This is a genomic window from Nonomuraea sp. NPDC005983 (assembly GCF_040614375.1).
In the GTDB taxonomy this organism is placed as follows: domain Bacteria; phylum Actinomycetota; class Actinomycetes; order Streptosporangiales; family Streptosporangiaceae; genus Nonomuraea.
This window is the reverse complement of record NZ_JBEXUP010000043.1, coordinates 1-19,578: the sequence shown is the minus strand read 5'-3', so window position 1 is coordinate 19,578 and position 19,578 is coordinate 1. Positions and strand designations below refer to the sequence as shown.

Here is a 19,578-nt window from a genome sequence, read left to right as displayed (position 1 = left end):
ACCGTACGTTAGGTGACCCTTACCCCGCAGGTTGCAGCGGATGTCTCGACGTCAAGATATCTCGCCAAGTATCTCGACATCAAGTTAACCGGGGGCCAGCCGCCAGAACAGCAGTCCGACGATGGCGACGGAGAGCACGGGGGCCAGGATCTTCTGCTCGAACTTCTTGCCGGTCTTGATGCCGATCTTCCACGGCAGCACGAACTTGACCGACAGCGGCCAGAGCACCGGGCAGCCCCGCTCGGTCATGCAGTCGCCCACCACGTGGATCAGGCAGCCGACCGCTACGGCCAGCCCTAACCAGGCGTAACCCACCGAAAGCGAGAGGAACACCGCGTAGAGCCCGGCGGTCAGCCCGATGTTGATCGCCGCCGAGCCCAGCTTGTTGCCCGGGATGCCGATGCCGATCGCGCGTAACGCCAGCCCGACGAGCAGGACGACCATGATGTCGCGCCCGATGGGGTAGGTGCCGGCCAGCCAGTGCGCGCCGAACCCCATGGCGGCGGCGAACACCAGCGAGTGGGTGGCGCCCCTGTGCCCGCCGCTCACCCAGGCCACCGCCTTGCTCAGCGCCCAGGTGACGGGGCCGAAGGTGTGCGCGATCGTCGCGCTCGGATGGTCGAGGTCGGGCAGCATGGCCGCACCCGCGCAGACGAGCGCCCCGGCGATGAACTCGGCCGGGGTGAGCGCGTTGACCATGATGCCGGTCTCCATGAAACGACTCGAATCGGTGATCAACGGTAAGGCGGCGAGCCCCGGCGCCAGCCCCAGCCAGGCGATGGCTCCCGTCATCGCATGCGTGTGCCCCATCATGATCCGGACTGTACGGCAAAGCGCCGCCCTGCGCGCCGACTCCCACCTCCGCGCTTTACGCCCTCACGCCCCCAGCCGCGCGTGTTCGGCGCCGAGGCCGCACAGCGCCGCCGGCGGCGCCTTCCGGAGGCCGTACTGACCGCGGGGAATCTGGCGGGAAACGCAGACGAGGTCGTCTCCGCGGCGACAGCACCCCCCAGCCCTGCCGACGCGGAACGACCTCGTCTGCTCTAGATAACGAGACCCTCCCCGATCCTGTTCCCGAATTCCGCAACTTTTTCGTGATCTGGCTCACTCTCTCCTTTACCTTGCCAACGACATACTATCGATATATCTTTGAAGCATCTAGAACAGTCTTAGAAGAAGGAGTCCATCATGACTTCCGCACAAGCAGCAGGAGGGCAGTGGCCCGACGCGCGCGAGTTCAAGCGAGCCGCCCGCGAGGCGTTCCGCACCCTGTCCGAGGCCTGGGAGCAGGCCGGCCACCACCATCACCGCGACCACCGCGGTGGCCCGCACGAGGGCAGGCAGCGCGGCCGCAGAGGGCCGGGCCCGTTCGACTTCGGCCGCGGGCCCTGGAGTGGCGGGGGCCCCTGGGGCGGCGGGCCGTTCGGCGGAGGCCGCGGCTGGGGCGGCAGGGGCCGCAAGGCCAAGCGGGGCGACGTCCGCGCCGCGATCCTGGCGCTGCTGGCCGAGGAGCCGCGCAACGGGTACCAGATCATCCAGGAGATCGCCGAGCGCAGCGAGGGCGGCTGGAAGCCCAGCCCCGGAGCCGTCTACCCGGCGCTCCAGCAGCTCACCGACGAGGGCCTGGTCATCTCGGAGGAGACCGACGGGCGCAAGGCCTTCCATCTCACCGACGAGGGCCGCGCCTACATCGACGCGCACGCGGACGAGGTGCGCGCCCCCTGGGACGAGATGCGTCCCGACATCGACGACAACACCGCGGACCTGTGGGACACCGCCCGGCAGTCGGCGTTCGCGATGATGCAGATTCTGCAGACCGGGAGCGACGCACAAATCCGCGAAGCGCGTAAGACTCTTGTTGAGACCCGGCGCAAGCTGTACCAGATCCTGGCCGACGGCGACCCGGGCGAGGAGTGACCGTATGACCGGCTCCGCACCGGATGGCCGGTTCGGGGAGAGCGAGGAACCAGCCATGGACCCCAACGATCTCCGCATCGGCGACGCCGAACGGGAGCAGACGATGGCCGACCTGCGCGAGCACTTCGCGCAGGGACGCCTGACCCACGAGGAACTGGACCAGCGCCTGGACCAGGCGCTGGCCGCGCGTACGGCCCGTGACCTCGCCCAGGTGACCGGCGACCTGCCCGTGCAGGGGCGCGGCAACCCCGCAGCCGGGTATCGCGAGGCGTACCCGCAGCAGGGCTTCGACGTGGGCGCCTTCCGCGAGTCGATGAGGGCGCAGCGGCAGCAGATGCAGTCGATGCGCCACGCGCACAGGCAGGCGCAGCGTGCATGGACCCACGCGGGTCACCCGTGGCGGCACCGGCGCGGGCCCGGCCCGTTCCTGCCGATCCTGTTCGTGTTCCTGATCCTCGGGCTGATCTTCGGCGGCTTCGGGATCTTCAAGGTGCTGTTCGGGGTGTGGATCGTCGCCATGATCTTCGGGTTCATCCACCGCCGCTCGCACTAGCGCCGCCCCTGACCCCTCCGCTGCCGGGAGGTCCGGGTCGCATGGCGCTGGAGCCGGGCCGGGGGCGCTCGGCCATCACCTGGGGCCCGCCGCACAGACCCTCAGTTGCGACATCTGACGCATTTCTGGGATCTCTGTGACAGGTGTTGTCTATGATCATCGCCATTCTGACGACATGTCAGGAAATATGCCTGTTTCATAGACCTGCCTTTGGAGGGCACTGTGCGAACTCGCTTACGCGCGATGACGCTGGCGATGGTCACCCTGGTAGGAACGGGCGGGGCGATCGCGCCGGCCTCCTTCGCCGTCGCGACCGTCCGCGACACCTCCGCCGCCAGGTCGGTCACCATCGAGGCGACCGACGACACCTACGCCAGCCAGGCCAGTCCGGCGAAGCCGCACGACACCCAGACCTGGCTGTCCGCCTGCCCGGCCACGTGCGACGGCGCGGCGGGGTCCGAGCGCAGCGCGTACGTCCGCTTCACGGTGAAGGACCTGCCCGCCAACGCCGCTAACGTCACGATGACGCTGAACCTGCGGCCCGCCAGGACCACCGACACCACCATCGAGGTCCGGCCCGTGACCGGCGCCTGGACCGAGACCGCGCTCACCTGGGACAACCGCCCCGCGACCGGCTCGCCGCTGGCCACCCGCACCGGCCTGACCAGCGGCGAGACGGTGAAGCTGGACGTCTCGGCCGCCTTCACCGGCAACGGCACGTACTCCTTCGCGATCACGTCCGCGAAGGGCGCCCAGGGCGTGCTGCACTCCTCGCGCGCCACGGCCGGCGAGGGGCCGACGCTGACGGTCGGCTACGACACGCAGGCGGCCGCACCTGGCCCGCTGCCCTTCGACCTGCCCTCGACCTCGACGCTGCGCGCGTCGTCGCGCAAGGTCTTCGCGCACTACTTCACGCCGTATCCCGTCTCGCTGAACAACAAGGCCGGCGCCGACGACTACTACACGAAGAACTACCTCAACCCGGCTGGCGAGGGCGGCAAGCACGCGGCGTACGGCGGCCTGCTGAGAGACCGCCCGCTGCCGAGGGACGTGCTGAGCGGCGACTGGCAGCTCGCCGACATGAAGACGGAGGTGCGGACCGCCGTCGCGGCCGGCCTCGACGGCTTCACCGTGGACGTGCTGTCCCTCAACAGCGCCAACTGGGACCGGCTCAAGGTGCTGGTCAAGGCCGCGGAGGCGGTGGACCCCGGCTTCAGGATCGTGCCGATGCCGGACATGACCTCGCTGTCGGCCGACGCGGCCACGCTGGCCGCCTCGATGGCCGAGCTCGCCGCCTCCAGGTCCGTCTACCGCCTGCCTGACAACCGCCTGGTGATCTCACCGTTCAAGGCGGAGAACAAGCCGGTCGCGTGGTGGCAGAGCTTCATCAAGATCATGAATGACGCGCACGGCATCAAGGTCGCCCTGGTTCCGGTGTTCCTGAACTTCTCCGCCAACGCCTCGGCCTTCGCGCCGATCAGCTACGGCTTCTCCAACTGGGGCAACCGCAGCCCGGCGCAGCAGAGCGGCGTCGAGTCCAACATCACCAAGGCGCACAGCCTGAACAAGATCTGGATGCAGCCGGTTTCGGTCCAGGACGAGCGTCCCAACCAGAGCATCTACGACGAGTCGAACAACACCGAGAACCTCCGCCTCACCTGGGCGAAGTCCATCTCCGGCGGCGCGGACTGGATCCAGCTGGCCACCTGGAACGACTTCTCCGAAGGCACCCAGTTCGTCCCGTCGGTGCACAACGGCCACGCCTACCTGGACATCTCGTCCTACTACCTGACCTGGCTGAAGACCGGCAAGGCGCCGGCGATCACCCGCGACACGCTGTACCTGACGCATCGCACGCAGAAGGCCACCGCCCGGCCGACCTTGGGGACGCAGACCAGGTTCATGGCCCCGCGCTCGGGCACCAGCACCCCGCGCGACAAGGTCGAAGTGCTCTCCTTCCTCACCCGGGACTCGACGGTGAAGGCGACCATCGGCGGCGCCGAGCAGAGCTACGCCGCCAAGGCCGGAGTCCAGGCGCAGCTGTTCCCCCTGGCGTTCGGGGTGAACAAGGCGTCGGTGGGGTCCGTCACCGTCTCCTCGCCGTGGGAGGTCAAGCAGGAGTTCTCCGTGCAGGACCTGCAGTACCACGCGGTGAGCAGCGGCCGGAAGTAACGCCAGAGGCCGAGCAACTCCCCCATTAGGGGCACTTTCCCCGGTTTCGCCGGGCTAAGGCGGCAATCGTCGCTATTGTTAGCGGTCGCGTGCCCCAGTGCTCCCTTTGGTGACTCGGCTACCACTGCTTTCGCGGACGGAACCGCCCAGGGATCGGCACGCCAACGGGGCTCTGCCCGGCATGGGGGTGAGGGGCAGAGCCGCCCGTCCCATGCAGTGATCCACGGAGGCAGGAAGATCATGGCCACGCGGCGAGCACGTCTGCGTTACTGGTTCGACAACACCATGTCGAAAGGCACGCCGGCACTGATCGGCTGGCTCGCGCTGCTGTCCGCCGTACTGGTCGTGGCCTTCGGCGTGCTCATCTTCGTTCTCGCGCACGACGACCTGCCGGGAGACAAGACGTGGGGCGAGGCGTTCTGGGGCAGCCTCATGCGCGCGATGGACGCCGGCACCGTCGCGGGCGACAACGAGGCGAACAGCCCGCTCTTCACGCTCCTCGGGTTCGCCGTCACGATCGGCGGGCTGCTGATCGTCAGCTCGCTCGTCGGTGTGCTCACCACCGGCCTGGACAACAAGCTGCAGGACCTGCGCAAGGGCCGCTCGGTGATCGTGGAGACCGGGCACACGGCGATCATCGGCTGGTCCGACCAGATCTTCACGATCATCCCTGAGCTGGTCGAGGCCAACGCGAGCGAGGCGCAGTCCTGCGTCGCGATCCTCGGCAACAGGGACAAGCTGGAGATGGAGGAGGAGTTGCGCACGCGGCTGGGCGGCACCGGCAAGACCCGGATCGTCTGCCGCACCGGCAGCCCGACCGAGCCGACCGACCTCGACCTCATGAGCCTCGACACCGCGCGCTCGATCATCGTGCTGTCGCCGTCCGGCGACGACCCGGACGCGCACGTCATCAAGACGCTGCTGGGCCTGAACAACCGAACCTGGCGCCGTCGCCGGCCGCCCATCATCGCCTCCGTCGTCGACTCGAGCAACCTGGTGGCGGCCGAGCTGGCCGGAGGCAGCTACGCGCAGGTGGTCGACACGGACGACATCGCGTCCCGGCTCGTCGTGCAGTCCTGCCGCCAGTCGGGCCTGTCCGTGGTCTGCACGGACCTGCTGGACTTCGGCGGCGACGAGATCTACATGCGCCCCGAGCGCAAGCTGATCGGCTTCCCCTACGGCGAGGCGCTGATGGCGTACGAGACCGCCTCGCTCATCGGCCTGCGGCGCGGCGACGGGTCCGTGGTGCTGAACCCGCCGATGAACACCGAGATCGCGCAGGGCGACCACGTGATCGTGGTCGCGGAGGACGACTCGTCCATCAGGCTCGTGCGGAGCTTCCCGCCCGTCATGGAGGCCGCGATCACCCGCCCCGCCCGGCGTCCGACGCCTCCGGAGCGGACCCTCATCCTCGGCTGGAACAACCGCGCCACGAAGATCGTCGAGCAGCTCGACCACTACGTGTCGCCGAACTCGACCGTGCACGTGGCCGCCGCCTCCGTCGAGGACGGCGAGCACCTCGACCGGCTGAAGGTGGGCCTGCGCAACCTGGCCGTGAACGTCAAGGAGTGCGAGACCACCGACAGGATCGCCCTGGAGTCGCTCGGCGTGGGCACGTTCGACCACATCATCGTCCTGGCCGACAGCGCCCTCGACCCCCAGCACGCCGACTCGCGCACGCTGGTGACGCTGCTGCACCTGCGCGACATGGCGTCGCGGTCCGGCGAGCGGTACGCGATCGTCAGCGAGATGAACGACGACCGCAACCGCCGGCTGGCGCAGATCACCAGGGCCGACGACTTCGTCGTCAGCGACAAGCTGATCAGCCTCCTGATGACCCAGCTCTCGGAGAACCCGCACCTCGGGCAGGTGTTCCGGTACCTGTTCGACCCCGAAGGGTCCGAGATCTACCTCAAGCCGGCGACGGACTACGTCCATCCGGGCGTGGAGGTCAGCTTCGCGACCGTGATCCACTCCGCGAGGCTGCGCGGCGAGACCGCCATCGGCTACCGCCTGCAGGCGGAGGCCGGCACGCCTCCGGCGTACGGGGTGGTGCTCAACCCCGGCAAGTCCGACCCGGTCACGTTCACCCCTCGCGACCTGGTGGTCGTCCTCGCCGAGGACTGAGCGGGGCGCGGGCCTGGGCCCTCACGAGCCGTACCCCTCGGGCGCCTCGGCGGCCTGCTCGGCGGCCCGGCTGGTCTCCTCCCACGCCGCCCAGGTCTGCATCCGCTGCCGCGAGACGTCGAAGGCCAGGTCGTAGGCGAGGCTGCCGAGCAGCAGCCGCAGCGGCGGCTCGGGGCTGTCCACGAGCTTCATGACCGCCTCCGCGGCCAGGTGCGGCATGCTGTCCACGGACCCCTCGGCGAAGCGCTTCTCCAGGTCGGCCCGGAGCGGCGCGTAGGCGTCGAGCGGGTCGGTGGCGGTCAGCCCGGTGGTGTAGAGGTCGGTCCAGTACCCGCCGGGCTCGACGATGGTGAGCTTGACGCCGAAGGACGCGGCCTCGGCGGCCAGGGCCTCGCTCATCCCTTCCAGGGCGAACTTGCTGGCGCTGTACATCCCGGTCAGGGGGTACCCGCCGAGCGCGCCGATGCTGGAGATCTGCACGAGGTGCCCGGATCGCTGGGCGCGCAGGTGCGGCAGCACGGCCTGGCTGACCCAGAGGGCGCCGAAGAAGTTGGTCTCCATCTGGGCGCGCGCCTGGGCCTCGGTGAACTCCTCGATCATTCCCATGGCGAGGAAGCCGGCGTTGTTGACGACGACGTCCAAGCGGCCGAAGTGCCGCACCGCCTCCTCGACGGTGGCGTGGACGGCCGCGCGGTCGGTGACGTCCAGGGGAAGGGCGAGCAGGCGGTCGCCGTGCTCGGCGGCGAGCGGTTCCAGGGAGGTGAGGGTGCGGGCCACGGCGACCACGCGGTCGCCGGCGCCGAGCGCGGCTTCGGTGAAGGCGCGGCCCAGGCCCTTGCTCGCTCCGGTGATGAACCAGACCCGGCCGGTCGGTGCGGTGGCCATATGGGTGCTCCTTTGGTCGGACGAGTCGAGACGGACCGTCTCGACTCGCCGTACTCTACGCACACCTCCGTCGAGATGACAAGACGGGCCGTCTCGTCTCACGTCTGGCGTATGCTTGCTTCATGACAACGCAGCGCAGAGCCCCCGACGCCGCCCGGCGCAGCCAGGCCACCCGCCGGGCCATCCTCACCGCCGCGCTTGACCTCGCCGGAGAGGTCGGATACGCCCGGCTGAGCATCGAGGGCATCGCGGCCAGGGCCGGCGCGGGCAAGCAGACGATCTACCGCTGGTGGCCGTCCAAGGGCGCGGTCCTGTTCGACGCGCTGCTGATGCTCTCCCAAGAGGACGGCCCAGAAGGGGACGGCGAACAGCTCGCCGAGCTGCCCGACACCGGCGACCTCGAAGCCGACCTGAAGACGGTCCTCCGCGCCACCGTCATCGAGCTGAACGACCCCCGCTACAGCGAGCCGATGCGCGCGCTCGCCGTCGAGACGCTCCTCGACCCGGCCCTCGCCGCCGACTTCGCCGAACGGCTCGACGAGCCCGTGAAGGAACTCAAGAGGCGCCGGCTCCGCAGCGCGCAGCGCGCCGGGCAGCTCTCGCCCGACGTGGACCTCGACGTGGCCATCGACCTGATCTGGGGGACGCTGCGCGGCCGCTGGCTGCACCGGGAGGGCCCGCTCACGGCCGCGTTCGCCGACACCGTGGTGGAGACCGCCCTCAACGGCCTGCGCCCGCGTCCCCCTGGTTCGCCTACAGCGTGACGACGCCGCCGGGGCGGGGCAGGTTCGTCGAGCACGTCCCGGAGGCTAGCCCATGTCCTCCAGCGGGCGGCCCTTGGTCTCCCTGACCCGCCGGGCGACGAAGACGAACGACAGCACGGCGAAGAACGCGTACATGGCGTACGTGAACGGCAGGTTCCACGCCGCCAGGGCGGGGAACGAGACGGTGATCGCCCAGTTGGCGACCCACTGGGCGGCCGCGGCGACGCCCAGGGCGGCGGCACGGATCCGGTTCGGGAACATCTCGCCCAGCAGCACCCAGACGACCACGCCCCAGGACATGGCGAAGAACAGCACGAACACGTTGGCGGCGACCAGCGCGACCAGCCCCTGCGCATCCGGCAGGCTCACGACGCCCAGCACCCGCCTGGCGGCGCTGAACGCCCAGGCCGCGGTGCCCAGCGAGATCGCCATCCCGGCGGACCCGATGAGCAGCAGCGGCTTGCGGCCGATCCTGTCGACCAGCGAGATCGCGATGAACGTGCCGATGATGTTGATGACCGAGCTGGAGAAGCTGATCAACAGCGAGTTGCTCTGGGTGACGCCGACCGACTGCCAGAGCACCGACGAGTAGTAGAAGATCACGTTGACGCCGACGAACTGCTGGAAGGCCGACAGGGTGATACCGACCCAGACGATCGGCAGCAGCCCGAACGCCGGCCCCCGCAGGTCCTTCATCGTCGGGACACGCTCGGTCCTCAGCACGTTTTGGATCTCGGCCACCCTGGCTTCCAGATCGACGTCCGCCCCCTCGACCTCGGCCAGGACTCTGCGGGCCTCGGCGGTACGTCCGGACGCGATCAGGTACCTGGGCGACTCGGGGATGGCCGAGGCGAACAGCAGGTAGAGCAGCGCGGGCACGACGCAGGCGCCGAGCATCCACTGCCAGGCCCGCACCCCCCACACCACGTTGTTGACGTCCCCCCGGGCCAGCCGCACCAGGACGTAGTTGACCAGCTGCGACGCGGCGATGCCGAGCACGATCGCGAGCTGCTGGAACGACCCGAGCCTGCCCCGGTAGGCGGGCGGCGCGACCTCCGCGATGTAGGTGGGGCCGAGCACCGAGGCCATGCCGATCGCGATGCCGGCCAGGACCCGCCAGAAGGCCAGGTCCCAGAGGGCGAACGGCAGCATCTGCCCGATCGAGCTGACGGCGAACAGCACGGCCGCCGCCTGCATCGTCCTGGTACGTCCCCAGCGGTCGGCCAGCCCGCCTCCCACCCACGCGCCGGCCGCGGAGCCGAGCAGCGCGATGGCCACCACCACACCGATCTCGACGGGCCCGACGTGGAAGTACCGCTGGATGCCCGTCACCGCGCCGTTGATCACGGAGCTGTCGTAGCCGAACAGGAAGCCGCCGATGGCGGCCGCTGCCGTGATGAAGACGATGTGCCCGAGGTTCTCCTGGTGGTGTTGAGCAGCCATCCGGGCCCCCTCCCCTGGCTCGGGAAGTACCCCGGGTCCCCCGCGCTAGGCGCGCTCGGCGGACTTCGGCTGCTACAGGCGCGGGTCCACGGGCTCCGACTCCAGCGCCAGGACGGCGAACACCGGCTCGTGGACGCGCCAGCCCGCCTCGCCGTCGGCCAGCCGGGACAGCGCCTCCAGCCCCAGCGCGTACTCGCGCAGCGCCAGGGAGCGCTTCTTGCCGAGGAAGCGCCTGCGCAGCACGTCCAGCGACTCGGTGTAGTCGGGGCCGTAGATGATGCGCAGGTACTCCCTGCCGCGGACCTTGACGCCGGGCTGGACCCGGCCCGGCGTGTGGACGGCGGGCTTGACGACCATGCCCTCCCCTCCGGCGGCCGTCAGCGACTCCCACCAGGCCACCGCCTCGGCGCGTGACCGCGGCGAGTCCAGGGAGACGAACACGTGCCTGGTCTGCGCGATGAGGGGCGAGTCGAGCAGGGCCAGCGTCGACAGGTGCCAGGCGTGCGGCTCCAGGGCCGTGGCCCGTCCCTCGCAGGCCAGGATCTGGAACGGCGCAAGCCGAATCCCGTCCAGGCCGTCGACCGGCCAGCAGTAACGCGCATACGCGTCGCGGAACAGGGCAGCGTTCTCGGTGCGGCGCCGGGCGCGGGTGAGCATCGTGCCCACATCCAGCCCTCGCCCGGCCGCCGCCTCAAGCGCGGCGACCGCGTCCGGCAGCGCCGCCCGCGCGGCGGCGCCGACGCTGGCGTACTGGCTCCTGATCAGCTCGCCCGCCTTCGCCGACCAGGGCAGCAGCTCGCAGTCGAGCACCACCCAGTCGGAGCCGAGCGCGTCCCACAGTGGCTCGCAGGCCGCGCGCAGCCGATCCACCAGCGGCGTCACGTCGTCGAAGAACGGGCGGCCGGTACGGGTGTAGACCGCGCCCGCGCTGCCGTCGGTGACGCCGAACCGCGCCGCCGCCACTTCGGGCGTCCTGGCGAGGACGGCCACGGCCCGCGAGCCCATGTGCTTCTCCTCGCACACGACCTCGGCCACCCCGTGGGCGGCGAACTCCTCGAACGCCTCGTTCGGGTGCTCCAGGTGGCCGTCGAGGGACGACGTCTCCGGCGGCGCCATGGTCGGCGGCAGGTAGACCAGCCAGCGGGGGTCCACCGCGAACCTGCTCATGACCTCCAGCGCGGCGGCGGCGTTCTCCTCCATCACCTTGACGCGCGCCCCGAACCGGGTCTCGACGTGCCGGGTGCCCTGGACGTCGTTGATGTCCAGCATGGCCGGGTCGCGGACGGCTCCGGCGAGCGGCTTGGCCGGCTCGTACCAGACCTTCTCGGCCGGGACGGAGACCAGCTCCCGCTCGGGGTAGCGCAGCGCGGTCAGCTCGCCGCCGAAGACGCAGCCCGTGTCGAGGCAGATCGTGTTGTTGACCCACTCGGGGGCGACCGTCGGCGTGTGGCCGTAGACGACCATCGCGCGGCCCCGGTACTCCTCCGCCCACGGGTAGCGGACCGGCAGGCCGTACTCGTCGGTCTCGCCGGTCGTGTCGCCGTACAGGGCGAACGAGCGCACCCTGCCGGAGGCGCGGCCGTGGTAGGCCTCCTTGAGCCCGGCGTGCGCGACGACGAGCGCGCCGCCGTCGAGGCGGTAGTGGCTGAGCAGGCCGTCCATGAACGCGCGGGCCCGCTCGGTGAACTCGGGCGGCTCGGCCGCGAGCTGGTCGAGCGACTCCCGCAGGCCGTGCGCGACCGTGACCTTGCGCCCGTTGAGCGCCCTGACCAGCTTCTGCTCGTGGTTTCCCGCGACGCAGATCGCCGTGCCCGCCTCCACCATGCCCATGACCAGACGCAGCACGCCCGGCGTGTCGGGGCCGCGGTCGACCAGGTCGCCGACGAACACGGCGGTGCGGCCCTCCGGGTGCCGCGCGCCGGTGGCGGTGACCTCCCAGCCGAGCCGGTCCAGCAGCGACACCAGCTCGGAACGGCAGCCGTGGACGTCGCCGATGACGTCGAACGGGCCGGTCAGCTCGCGCTTGTCGCTCCACGACTTCTCGTAGCTGACGTTGGCGTGGTCGATCTCGTCCAGGCCGCGGAGCACGTGGACCTTCCTGAACCCGTCGCGGGAGATCTTCCCCAGCGAGCGCCGCAGGTCCTTGCGCTGGCGGATCACCACGCCCGGCCCGAAGTCGCGGTCGGGACGGGCGGCGTTCCGCTCGATCGCGACCTCCTCGGGAGCGTCGAGGACGATCGCGTCGGCCATCACGTCGTGCTTCCTGGCCAGGTCGATCAGGCTCTTGCGGGCGGGGTACTGCACGTTCGTCGCGTCCACGACCGTGAACAGGCCCCTCGCCAGCCGCACGCCGACGATGTGGTGCAGCAGGTCGAACGCGGCGGGCGTGGCCGACTGGTCGTTCTCGTCGTCGGCGACCAGCCCGCGGCAGAAGTCGGACGAGATCACCTGCGACGCTTTGAAGTGCTTGGCGGCGAACGTCGACTTCCCGCTGCCCGAGACGCCGACGAGCACCACAAGGGACAACTCGGGCACGCTAATCACGGGTGAACACTCCCATCTGGGTGGGCGGGCCGACCTCGGGGTCGTCCTCGCCCACGGGCTTGACGGCGACGCGGTAGCCGTACCGCTCGGCCACCCGCGACGTCCAGGCGGCGAACTCGGCGCGGGTCCACTCGAAGCGGTGGTCGGGGTGGCGCAGGCCGGTCAGGAACTCGTAGCGGACGTTGTACTCGACGTTCGGCGTGGTGACCACGACGTGGGCCGGCCTGGCGTGCCCGAACACGACCCGCTCCAGCGCGGTCAGGCGCGGCGGGTCCACGTGCTCGATCACCTCCATCAGGACGGCGGCGTCGTAGCCGGCGAACCGCTTGTCGGTGTAGGTGAGCGCACCCTGGAACAGGGTGAGCCTGGCGCGCTTGCTGTCAGGCATCCGGTCGAGCCTGAGCTTGCGGGCGGCGATGGTGAGAGCCATCGCCGAGACGTCCGCGCCGGCGACCCTGGCGAACCTCGGCCTGGCCAGCAGGGCGCCGACCAGCTCGCCCCGGCCACAGCCCAGGTCGATCACGCTCGTCGCGCCGAGCTCCTCCAGTGTCCGCAGCACGGCCTCGCGCCGGCGCACGTTGAGCGCCTTCGGCACCGCCTCCCCGGACGCGCCCCCCGTCCCGGGGCCGTCGGGCGAAGGAGGGGTCTGCGGCTCGGCCTCGGTGGCCGCGGGGGTGGCGAGCTGCGGGTCGTCGGCCTCGGTGGCCGTGAGGGCGTCCTGCGACTCGGCCGCCAGGGCTTCGTCCGCGGCGGAGTCGCCGGGGGCCGGTTCCTCGGCGAGGGCGGGCTCCAGGTGCTCCTCGGTCTCGTCCCCGAGCTCCGCCAGCCTGGAGAGCGCGGTGCGGGCGAGCGCACGGCGGCGGCCGAGGTAGCGGCGTGCGATCAGGCCGCGCTCGGGGTGCTCGGCGAGCCACCCCTCCCCCGCCCTGATCAGCTTGTCGACCTCGTCGGGTGCGATCCAGTAGTGCTTGCCGTCGTCGAGGACGGGTAGCAGCACGTACAGGTGGTTGAGCGCGTCGGCCAGCCGGACGGTCCCGCTCAGCGCGAGCCGGACGTAACGTGAATCGCCCCACTCGGGAAACCCCTCGTCGAGCGGGACGGCCTGCGCCGATACCTCCCACCCCAGCGGCTCGAACAGCCGCCGTGCCAGGTCGGGCCCGCCGCGGCAGGGCAGCGCGGGCAGCCGGATCTCCAGCGGCAGCGCCGTGCCGGGCAGCTCGGGCCGGGCCTTGCAGCGCCCCGCCCGCGCGGTGCGGAAGACGTCCGCCAGGGCGACGGCCAGCAGCGACGAGGCGGCGTAGGGACGGTCGTTGACGTACTGCGACAGGCTGAAGTCGGGCGAGCCCTTGCCGCGCGACCTGACCAGCGCGATCGGGTCGACGTCCAGCAGCAGCGCCGCCGTGCAGCGGTCCTCGCCCGACTCCGGGTAGAACACCGTGGCCGTGCCGAACGACTGGCCGAACTCCTGCAGCCGGTCGGGGTGCTTGTGCAGGAGGAAGCCCAGGTCGGTGGCGGGCCTGGCAGTGGTCGAGATCGTCAGCAGCACTTTTCCAGCATGACGTAACCAGCCAAACCCGCGCCAACCGTTATGCCGATCACACGTGCGGCAGCACCTCGGCCGCGATCAGCTCCACGTGCTCCAGGTCCGACAGGTCCAGCACCTGGAGGTAGAGGCGCTCGGCGCCCAGCTTCGCGAACTCGCCGATCTTCTCCAGGACCTCGGCAGGGGTTCCCGCCAGCCCGCCCTCCCTCAGGGACGCCACGTCCTGGCCGATCGCGGCGGCCCGCCGGTCGAGCTCGGCCTGGTCGCGTCCGACGCACACGGTCTGCGCCACCGACAGCACGAGCGTGCGCCCCGTCTCCTCGCACGCCTCCCGCACCCGGCCGAAGGCCGCGCCGGTCTCGGCGGGCGTCCGGAACGGCACGTTGTACTCGTCGGCGTAGGTGGCCGCCAGGCGCGGGGTGCGCTTGGCGCCGAGGCCGCCGATGATGATCGGCGGGTGCGGCCGCTGCACCGGCTTGGGCAGCGCGGGCGAGTCGACGAGCCGGTAGTAGCTCCCCTCGAACGCGTAGGGCTTCTCGGACGTCCAGAGCCCCTTGACGATCTCGAGCTGCTCCTCGAACCGGCCGAACCGCTCCCTGGCCGGCGGGAACGGGATGCCGTAGGCGGCGTGCTCGCCGTCGAACCAGCCGGTGCCCAGCCCCAGCTCGACCCGCCCGCCGCTCATCTGGTCCACCTGCGCGACGCTGATCGCCAGCGGGCCGGGCAGCCGGAAGGTGGCGGGGCTCACCAGTGTCCCCAGCCTGATGGTGGACGTCTCCCTGGCCAGCCCTGCCAGCGTGATCCAGGCGTCGGTCGAGCCCGCCCCCGGGTCGCCGGGGCCGATGCGCTGGTAATGGTCGGACCGGAAGAACGCGTCGAAGCCCAGCCGCTCCGCGGTCTGGGCGGCTCTGAGCAGGTCGTCGTACGTGTAACCCTGCTGGGGCTCGGTGAAGATCCGCAACTTCATGCCCACATTATCCGCACACAACGGACGTCATCCGGAGAATGCCCCCGCGACACCGCGAACGCTTGCTAACGTTCACCATCCAGCGCTCTCTGTAGCCGGAGTAACACGGAGGGTGTCCCATGCCGCGCCGGAAGAGGGAGCCAGGCACGCTCCCGCCTCCTGTCTCGTTCCTGGCCACGCTGACACTGGCGGGGGCGACCGTGACGGCGATCTCGCTGCTGCCCGCGCGTGTCCCCCCGGAGCGGCCCCCGTCGCCGTCGCCGGTGGTGCGACCTCCCGTCCCCGCCGTCCAGCAGGTGGTGCCCGACGGCCCCTCGGGGTTCGTCGGCTTCGTCGACACCGCCCGCGCCCCCGGCTTCGACCTGCCCGCCGACTCGCGCCGCACGGGCGTGCGCTGGTACGCCCTCGGCCACCTGGTCGCGGGGGCCGACGGCTGCTCGCCCGTCTGGGCCAAACCCGGCTCGACGGCCAGCGGGATCGAACTGCTGCGCGACATGGGCGGCGACGCGGGCCCGGTCCTCGGCGGTCCCGCCGGGCGGGAGCTCGCCGCCACCTGCACCAGGCCGGGCGCCCTGCTCACCGCCTACCGGAAGGTGGCCGACACCTTCCACGCGTCCTACCTGGAGGTCGAGGTCCGCGACAGCGCCGACACCGCCACCGTGCTGCGCCGGGCGCGGGCGATCCACGTCCTGCAGCGGGAGCGGCGGCTGCGGGTGGGGTTCACGCTGCGGCTGCGTCCGTCCGGGCTGTCGGGCGGCGACATCGCCATGCTGCGCCTGACCCGCGAGGCCGGCGCGGACCTGGCCACGGTCAACCTGCTCGCCCCGATCGAGCCGCAGAGCGCGCCCGCCGGGCGGCTGCGCCGGCTGGCCGAGGCGGTGCGGGCCGCCAGGAGCGAGGTGGGGCACGCGCTGGGGCTGACGGACGACGAGGCGTGGAAGCGGCTCGCGCTCACCGCCGTGCTGGCGAGCCCGTCCGATCTGAGTGAGTCCGCCGCCCGGGAGCTGGTCGCCTACGCGGGGCGGCACGAGCTCGCCTGGCTGTCGCTGCGCGGCCCCGCTCCGCCGCCCGCCGTCGAACGTCTTCTGTGGCGTACCGCTGATTGACTTATAGGATTTTCGTACAACGGGGTCTTTGTCGGCGAGGGGAGGGTGATTGGCTACCCGTCCCGAGACCGCGCGGAAGATCCTGCTGTACTGGATGGACGGCACGATCGGCCTGTTGGCGATCGCGATGAGCCTGCTCGTCGTCGCCGCGCTCGTCCCTCCCGCGCGGATCTCCGTCCCGCACGCCGTCGCCGCCGTGCTCTGCCTGCTGGGCTCGTCCGCGCTGGTCCCCTTCGTTCTCCGGGCGGCCTACGACAACGAGCCGCGTCCCACGGTCAAGCTGGTGGTCAGCGGGCTGTTCGCGGCGGGCGCGCTCGCGCTGCTCCCGCCGGGGCCCGTCAGCCCGAGCGGGACGTGGGAGATGGTCGCCACCCTCTGGCTGTCGGCCGCCGTCCTGTATCTGCCGCTGTGGTGGGCGGTGTGCGCGATCGTCGCGACCGCGGGGGCGGTCACCGCCGTCGTCGCCGTGATCACCGGGCAGCCGTGGCAACTGCTGCTGATCTCGCAGACGATCAGCTCGGTCCTGCTGCCCGTGGCCATGTGGCTGTGGCGCTGGCTGTGGTGGACGATCAGGGAAGCTCATGAGAGCCAGGAGGCCAAGGCCAGGCTGGCCGTCTCGGAGGAGCGGCTGCGCTTCGCCCGCGACCTGCACGACCTGCTCGGCCACAGCCTGTCCGTCATCACGCTGAAGAGCGAACTGGCCGCCAAGCTCGCCACCAAGGACGCGGGCAAGGCGGCGGCCGAGATGGCCGAGGTGCGCCGCCTGGCCGGCGAGTCGCTGGCCGAGGTGCAACTCGCCGTCGACGGCTACCGGGACCTCGACCTGGACCAGGAGCTCGCGGGCGTGCGCGCCGCGCTGGAGGCCGCGGGCACCCGGTGCGTGATCGACACCAGGGCCGAGGAGTTGTCGCCCAGCGCCCGCGCGCTGCTCGCCTGGGTGGTGCGCGAGGGCGCGACCAACGTCCTCAAGCACAGCGCCGCCACGCGCTGCTCGATCACGATCGACGGCGGGGTGCTGGAGATGCGCAACGACGGCGTCGTCGAGCCGGCGACCGGCTCCGGCAGCGGGCTGCGCGGCCTGTCCGAACGGCTGGCGACGGCGGGCGGCACCTTCTCCGCGCAGACCACCCCCGGCGGGGAGTTCCTGCTGCGCGCGGCGGTGCCGGCATGAGGCGCGCGTCGAAGCTCGACAAGGTTCGCTGGCTCGTCGTCTACTCCACCGACGTCATCCACCTGATCCCGCTGATCGGGCTCCTCGACCTGTACATCCGCCGGCAGGCCGGGCTGTCGCTGCCGCTGGTGGTGGGAGCGTCGGTGCTGCTGCTCGTCTTCACGGCCCTGTCGACCCGGCCGTTCAGGATCGCCGTCAGGGGCGGGCCCCGGCCGACCGCGATCCTGGCCGTTTCCGGGGCGATCGTGGCCGTGCTCGCGGCCTTTCCGATCGTCTGGCCGATGCCGGTGTGGCTGGCGATGCTGGCGCCGTTCGTCCGCAGGCGCACGATCGTCCTGCTGTCGCTCGTGTCGGTCGTGGTCGTCAACCTGCGCATCACGTCCGAGGCCGGCTTCGTCGCCTGGCCGGTGGCCCTGATCCAGACCGTCATCACGGCGCTGGCCGTCGGCGCCGTGCGTGCCAACCTGTGGCTCTGGCGGGTCGCCAGGGAGGCGCACGAGGGGCAGGAGGTCAAGGCCAGGCTGGCCGTCTCGGAGGAGCGGCTGCGCTTCGCCCGCGACCTGAACGACCTGCTCGGCCAGAGCCTGGCCGACATCTCGGCCAGGGCCGCGGTCGCCGAGAACGCGCTGCGGCTCGACCCGGCGGCGGCCGCGGCGGAGATGTTCGAGGTGCGCGACCTGACCAGGCAGTCGTTGCGGGAGGTGCGCGCCGTCGTCCAGAACTACCGGGCGCTCGACCTGGACGAGGTGCTCGCCAGCGTGCGGGCGGTGCTGGAAGCGGCGGACGTGCGCTGCACCGTCCGCGCCGAGACCGGCTCGCTGCCCGCCGAGACGCGCACGCTGCTCGCCACGGTGGTGCGCGAGGGCGCGACCAACGTCCTCAAGCACAGCAAGGCAGGGCACTGCACTATCACGATCAAGGATGGAGTGCTGGAGATGTCCAACGACGGGGTGGGAGGTCCGGTGGGCGAGCACGCGCCGAACGGGCTCGGTGGCTTGTCGCAGCGCGTCACCGCCGCGGGCGGCACGCTCTCCGCCGCGCCGACACCTGACGGGGTGTACCTGCTCAAGGCCGAGGTGCCAGCATGACGACCCGCGTGCTGCTGGCCGACGACGAACACCTGATCCGCGGCGCGATCGCCGCCCTGCTCGACCTGGAGGCGGGCATCGAGGTGGTGGCGCAGGTCGGCAGGGGCGACGAGGTCCTCGCCGCGGTGGCCGAGCACCACCCGGACGTCGCCGTCCTCGACATCGAGATGCCCGGCATGGACGGGCTGAGCGCCGCCGAGCAGATCAGTTCCCAGTGCAAGATCGTCATCCTGACGAGCCTCGGCCGTCCCGGCTACCTGCGCAGGGCGATGGCCGCGGGCGTCAGCGGCTTCCTCGGCAAGGACGCCTCCGCCGAGGAGCTGGCGATGGCGATCCGCAAGGTGCAGGCGGGCGGCCGCTACCTCGACGCCGAGCTGGCGGCGGCGGCGATGGCGGCCGGCGACAGCCCCCTCACGGAGCGGGAACGCGACGCCCTGCGCCTGGCGGGCGACGGCGCGACGGTGGCCAGGATCGCCGCCGAACTCCACCTCACGGAGGGCACGGTCCGCAACTACCTGTCGAGCGCGATGACCAAGCTGAACGCCCAGAACCGGCTGGAGGCCATCCGCACGGCCCAGCGCATGGGCTGGCTGTAGGACGGCCGTGGCCCGCACGGCGGGTGGTCTGTTCACACGTGACGACTCACACGGTGATGACGGTCTTTCCCGCCGCGTGGCCCTCGGCGAGGTGGCGGATCGCGTCGGGCGCGTCGCTGAGGGCGTAGGTGCGGTCGATGACCGGCGTCACGGCACCGGACTCGATCAGCCGTCCCAGCTCCTCAAAGTCCTCGGCACGCTCCTTGGCGGCCAGGCTGCGCAGCCGCTGGCTCACGAACGGCGACACCAGCGGCGCCCGGAGCTGACGGTCGTAGCCGCCGAACAGCGGGCCCCCGCCGAACCCGCTGCCGACCAGCACCAGGGTCCCGCGCGGCGTCATGGCGCGCCGCAGCAGGGACAGCGGGCGGTTCCCGGCGGTGTCGATGACGACGTCGTACCGCGGTCCGTCGCGGTCGATCTCGTGCCGGGTGTAGTCGATGACGTCGTCGGCGCCGAGGGAGCGCACCAGGTCGGCCTTGGCCGCACCGCACACGCCGGTCACGCTCGCGCCGAACGCCTTGGCGAGCTGCACGGCGAACGTCCCGACGCCTCCCGCCGCGCCGATGATCATGACCTGCTGCCCTGGCCGCACGCGGGCGCTGTCGCGGAGAATTGGGATGCACCCTTCGTGGTGACCACCACCATACGGTTGTTCGAGTCGCTGTTCTCTCACAAGCCCGCGGCGATGCGTCGCGTGCACCG

The 19,578-nt window shown here is 71.2% G+C and carries 16 protein-coding genes; 9 read left to right on the top strand and 7 right to left on the bottom strand.

The genetic code is table 11. The features are described from left to right. Positions 1-84 precede the first annotated feature (84 nt). Positions 85-813 (bottom strand): metal-dependent hydrolase, encoded by a 729-nt coding sequence (locus ABZ297_RS20225; protein ID WP_355348042.1) that lies wholly within the window; start codon positions 811-813, stop codon positions 85-87. A gap of 375 nt (positions 814-1,188) precedes the next feature. On the opposite strand from ABZ297_RS20225, the gene ABZ297_RS20220 reads away from it, so the two are divergent. From ABZ297_RS20220 to ABZ297_RS20205, 4 genes are all read left to right on the top strand, one after another. Continuing rightward, positions 1,189-1,917 carry a PadR family transcriptional regulator gene (locus ABZ297_RS20220; protein WP_355348039.1) on the top strand — a complete coding sequence of 243 codons (729 nt, stop codon included), beginning with the start codon at positions 1,189-1,191 and terminating at the stop codon, positions 1,915-1,917. A 4-nt stretch (positions 1,918-1,921) separates the two neighbouring features. Continuing rightward, complete coding sequence (locus ABZ297_RS20215) at positions 1,922-2,470, top strand: DUF1707 domain-containing protein (protein ID WP_355348036.1); 549 nt, start codon at positions 1,922-1,924, stop codon at positions 2,468-2,470. A gap of 222 nt (positions 2,471-2,692) precedes the next feature. Then, on the top strand, positions 2,693-4,642 hold the full coding sequence (locus tag ABZ297_RS20210; RefSeq protein ID WP_355348033.1) for an endo-1,3-alpha-glucanase family glycosylhydrolase: 1,950 nt from the start codon (positions 2,693-2,695) through the stop codon (positions 4,640-4,642). A 240-nt stretch (positions 4,643-4,882) separates the two neighbouring features. Continuing rightward, a complete protein-coding gene (locus tag ABZ297_RS20205; RefSeq protein ID WP_355348030.1) occupies positions 4,883-6,769 on the top strand; it encodes a potassium transporter TrkA in 1,887 nt (628 codons plus the stop codon). 21 nt (positions 6,770-6,790) lie between these two features. Here ABZ297_RS20205 and ABZ297_RS20200 read toward each other — a convergent pair whose 3' ends face one another. After that, positions 6,791-7,654, bottom strand: a complete 864-nt coding sequence (locus tag ABZ297_RS20200) for an SDR family oxidoreductase (RefSeq protein ID WP_355348027.1) — start codon at positions 7,652-7,654, stop codon at positions 6,791-6,793. A gap of 122 nt (positions 7,655-7,776) precedes the next feature. On the opposite strand from ABZ297_RS20200, the gene ABZ297_RS20195 reads away from it, so the two are divergent. Then, positions 7,777-8,418, top strand: coding sequence for a TetR/AcrR family transcriptional regulator (locus ABZ297_RS20195; RefSeq protein ID WP_355348024.1), 642 nt, complete (start codon positions 7,777-7,779; stop codon positions 8,416-8,418). A 45-nt stretch (positions 8,419-8,463) separates the two neighbouring features. Here the strand turns inward: ABZ297_RS20195 and ABZ297_RS20190 are convergent, their stop codons facing one another. From ABZ297_RS20190 to ABZ297_RS20175, 4 genes are all read right to left on the bottom strand, one after another. Beyond that, entirely contained in the window at positions 8,464-9,861 is a 1,398-nt protein-coding gene (locus tag ABZ297_RS20190) for a sugar porter family MFS transporter (protein WP_355348021.1), read from the bottom strand. A 72-nt stretch (positions 9,862-9,933) separates the two neighbouring features. Beyond that, positions 9,934-12,396 carry a polynucleotide kinase-phosphatase gene (locus tag ABZ297_RS20185; protein ID WP_355348145.1) on the bottom strand — a complete coding sequence of 821 codons (2,463 nt, stop codon included), beginning with the start codon at positions 12,394-12,396 and terminating at the stop codon, positions 9,934-9,936. Between the two features lies 1 nt (position 12,397). Continuing rightward, entirely contained in the window at positions 12,398-13,951 is a 1,554-nt protein-coding gene (locus ABZ297_RS20180; RefSeq protein WP_355348018.1) for a 3' terminal RNA ribose 2'-O-methyltransferase Hen1, read from the bottom strand. 49 nt (positions 13,952-14,000) lie between these two features. Further along, complete coding sequence (locus tag ABZ297_RS20175) at positions 14,001-14,915, bottom strand: LLM class F420-dependent oxidoreductase (RefSeq protein ID WP_355348015.1); 915 nt, start codon at positions 14,913-14,915, stop codon at positions 14,001-14,003. Positions 14,916-15,034: 119 nt separating this feature from the next. On the opposite strand from ABZ297_RS20175, the gene ABZ297_RS20170 reads away from it, so the two are divergent. From ABZ297_RS20170 to ABZ297_RS20155, 4 genes are read left to right on the top strand one after another with little or no spacing between them, the layout of a single operon-like run. After that, the gene (locus tag ABZ297_RS20170) at positions 15,035-16,021 is read left to right on the top strand and encodes a hypothetical protein (RefSeq protein WP_355348012.1); all 987 of its coding nucleotides are present in this window, start codon (positions 15,035-15,037) and stop codon (positions 16,019-16,021) included. Between the two features lie 49 nt (positions 16,022-16,070). Next, the gene (locus tag ABZ297_RS20165; RefSeq protein ID WP_355348009.1) at positions 16,071-17,192 is read left to right on the top strand and encodes a histidine kinase; all 1,122 of its coding nucleotides are present in this window, start codon (positions 16,071-16,073) and stop codon (positions 17,190-17,192) included. Beyond that, a complete protein-coding gene (locus ABZ297_RS20160; protein WP_355348006.1) occupies positions 17,189-18,280 on the top strand; it encodes a histidine kinase in 1,092 nt (363 codons plus the stop codon). The genes ABZ297_RS20165 and ABZ297_RS20160 overlap by 4 nt, the downstream gene beginning before the upstream one ends. After that, positions 18,277-18,876 (top strand): response regulator transcription factor, encoded by a 600-nt coding sequence (locus ABZ297_RS20155; RefSeq protein WP_350809438.1) that lies wholly within the window; start codon positions 18,277-18,279, stop codon positions 18,874-18,876. Before ABZ297_RS20160 ends, ABZ297_RS20155 begins: the two co-directional genes overlap by 4 nt. A 46-nt stretch (positions 18,877-18,922) precedes the next feature. Here the strand turns inward: ABZ297_RS20155 and ABZ297_RS20150 are convergent, their stop codons facing one another. Beyond that, positions 18,923-19,447, bottom strand: a complete 525-nt coding sequence (locus ABZ297_RS20150; RefSeq protein ID WP_355348003.1) for an NAD(P)-dependent alcohol dehydrogenase — start codon at positions 19,445-19,447, stop codon at positions 18,923-18,925. Positions 19,448-19,578 lie beyond the last annotated feature (131 nt).

Coding starts and splice junctions, on each gene's coding strand:
- ABZ297_RS20175 (WP_355348015.1), bottom strand. CDS start 14,915: ATGAAGTTGCGGATCTTCACCGAGCCCCAGCAGGGTTACACGTACGAC.
- ABZ297_RS20215 (WP_355348036.1), top strand. CDS start 1,922: ATGACCGGCTCCGCACCGGATGGCCGGTTCGGGGAGAGCGAGGAACCA.
- ABZ297_RS20195 (WP_355348024.1), top strand. CDS start 7,777: ATGACAACGCAGCGCAGAGCCCCCGACGCCGCCCGGCGCAGCCAGGCC.
- ABZ297_RS20170 (WP_355348012.1), top strand. CDS start 15,035: ATGCCGCGCCGGAAGAGGGAGCCAGGCACGCTCCCGCCTCCTGTCTCG.
- ABZ297_RS20155 (WP_350809438.1), top strand. CDS start 18,277: ATGACGACCCGCGTGCTGCTGGCCGACGACGAACACCTGATCCGCGGC.
- ABZ297_RS20225 (WP_355348042.1), bottom strand. CDS start 813: ATGATGGGGCACACGCATGCGATGACGGGAGCCATCGCCTGGCTGGGG.
- ABZ297_RS20220 (WP_355348039.1), top strand. CDS start 1,189: ATGACTTCCGCACAAGCAGCAGGAGGGCAGTGGCCCGACGCGCGCGAG.
- ABZ297_RS20160 (WP_355348006.1), top strand. CDS start 17,189: ATGAGGCGCGCGTCGAAGCTCGACAAGGTTCGCTGGCTCGTCGTCTAC.
- ABZ297_RS20150 (WP_355348003.1), bottom strand. CDS start 19,447: ATGATCATCGGCGCGGCGGGAGGCGTCGGGACGTTCGCCGTGCAGCTC.
- ABZ297_RS20200 (WP_355348027.1), bottom strand. CDS start 7,654: ATGGCCACCGCACCGACCGGCCGGGTCTGGTTCATCACCGGAGCGAGC.
- ABZ297_RS20205 (WP_355348030.1), top strand. CDS start 4,883: ATGGCCACGCGGCGAGCACGTCTGCGTTACTGGTTCGACAACACCATG.
- ABZ297_RS20190 (WP_355348021.1), bottom strand. CDS start 9,861: ATGGCTGCTCAACACCACCAGGAGAACCTCGGGCACATCGTCTTCATC.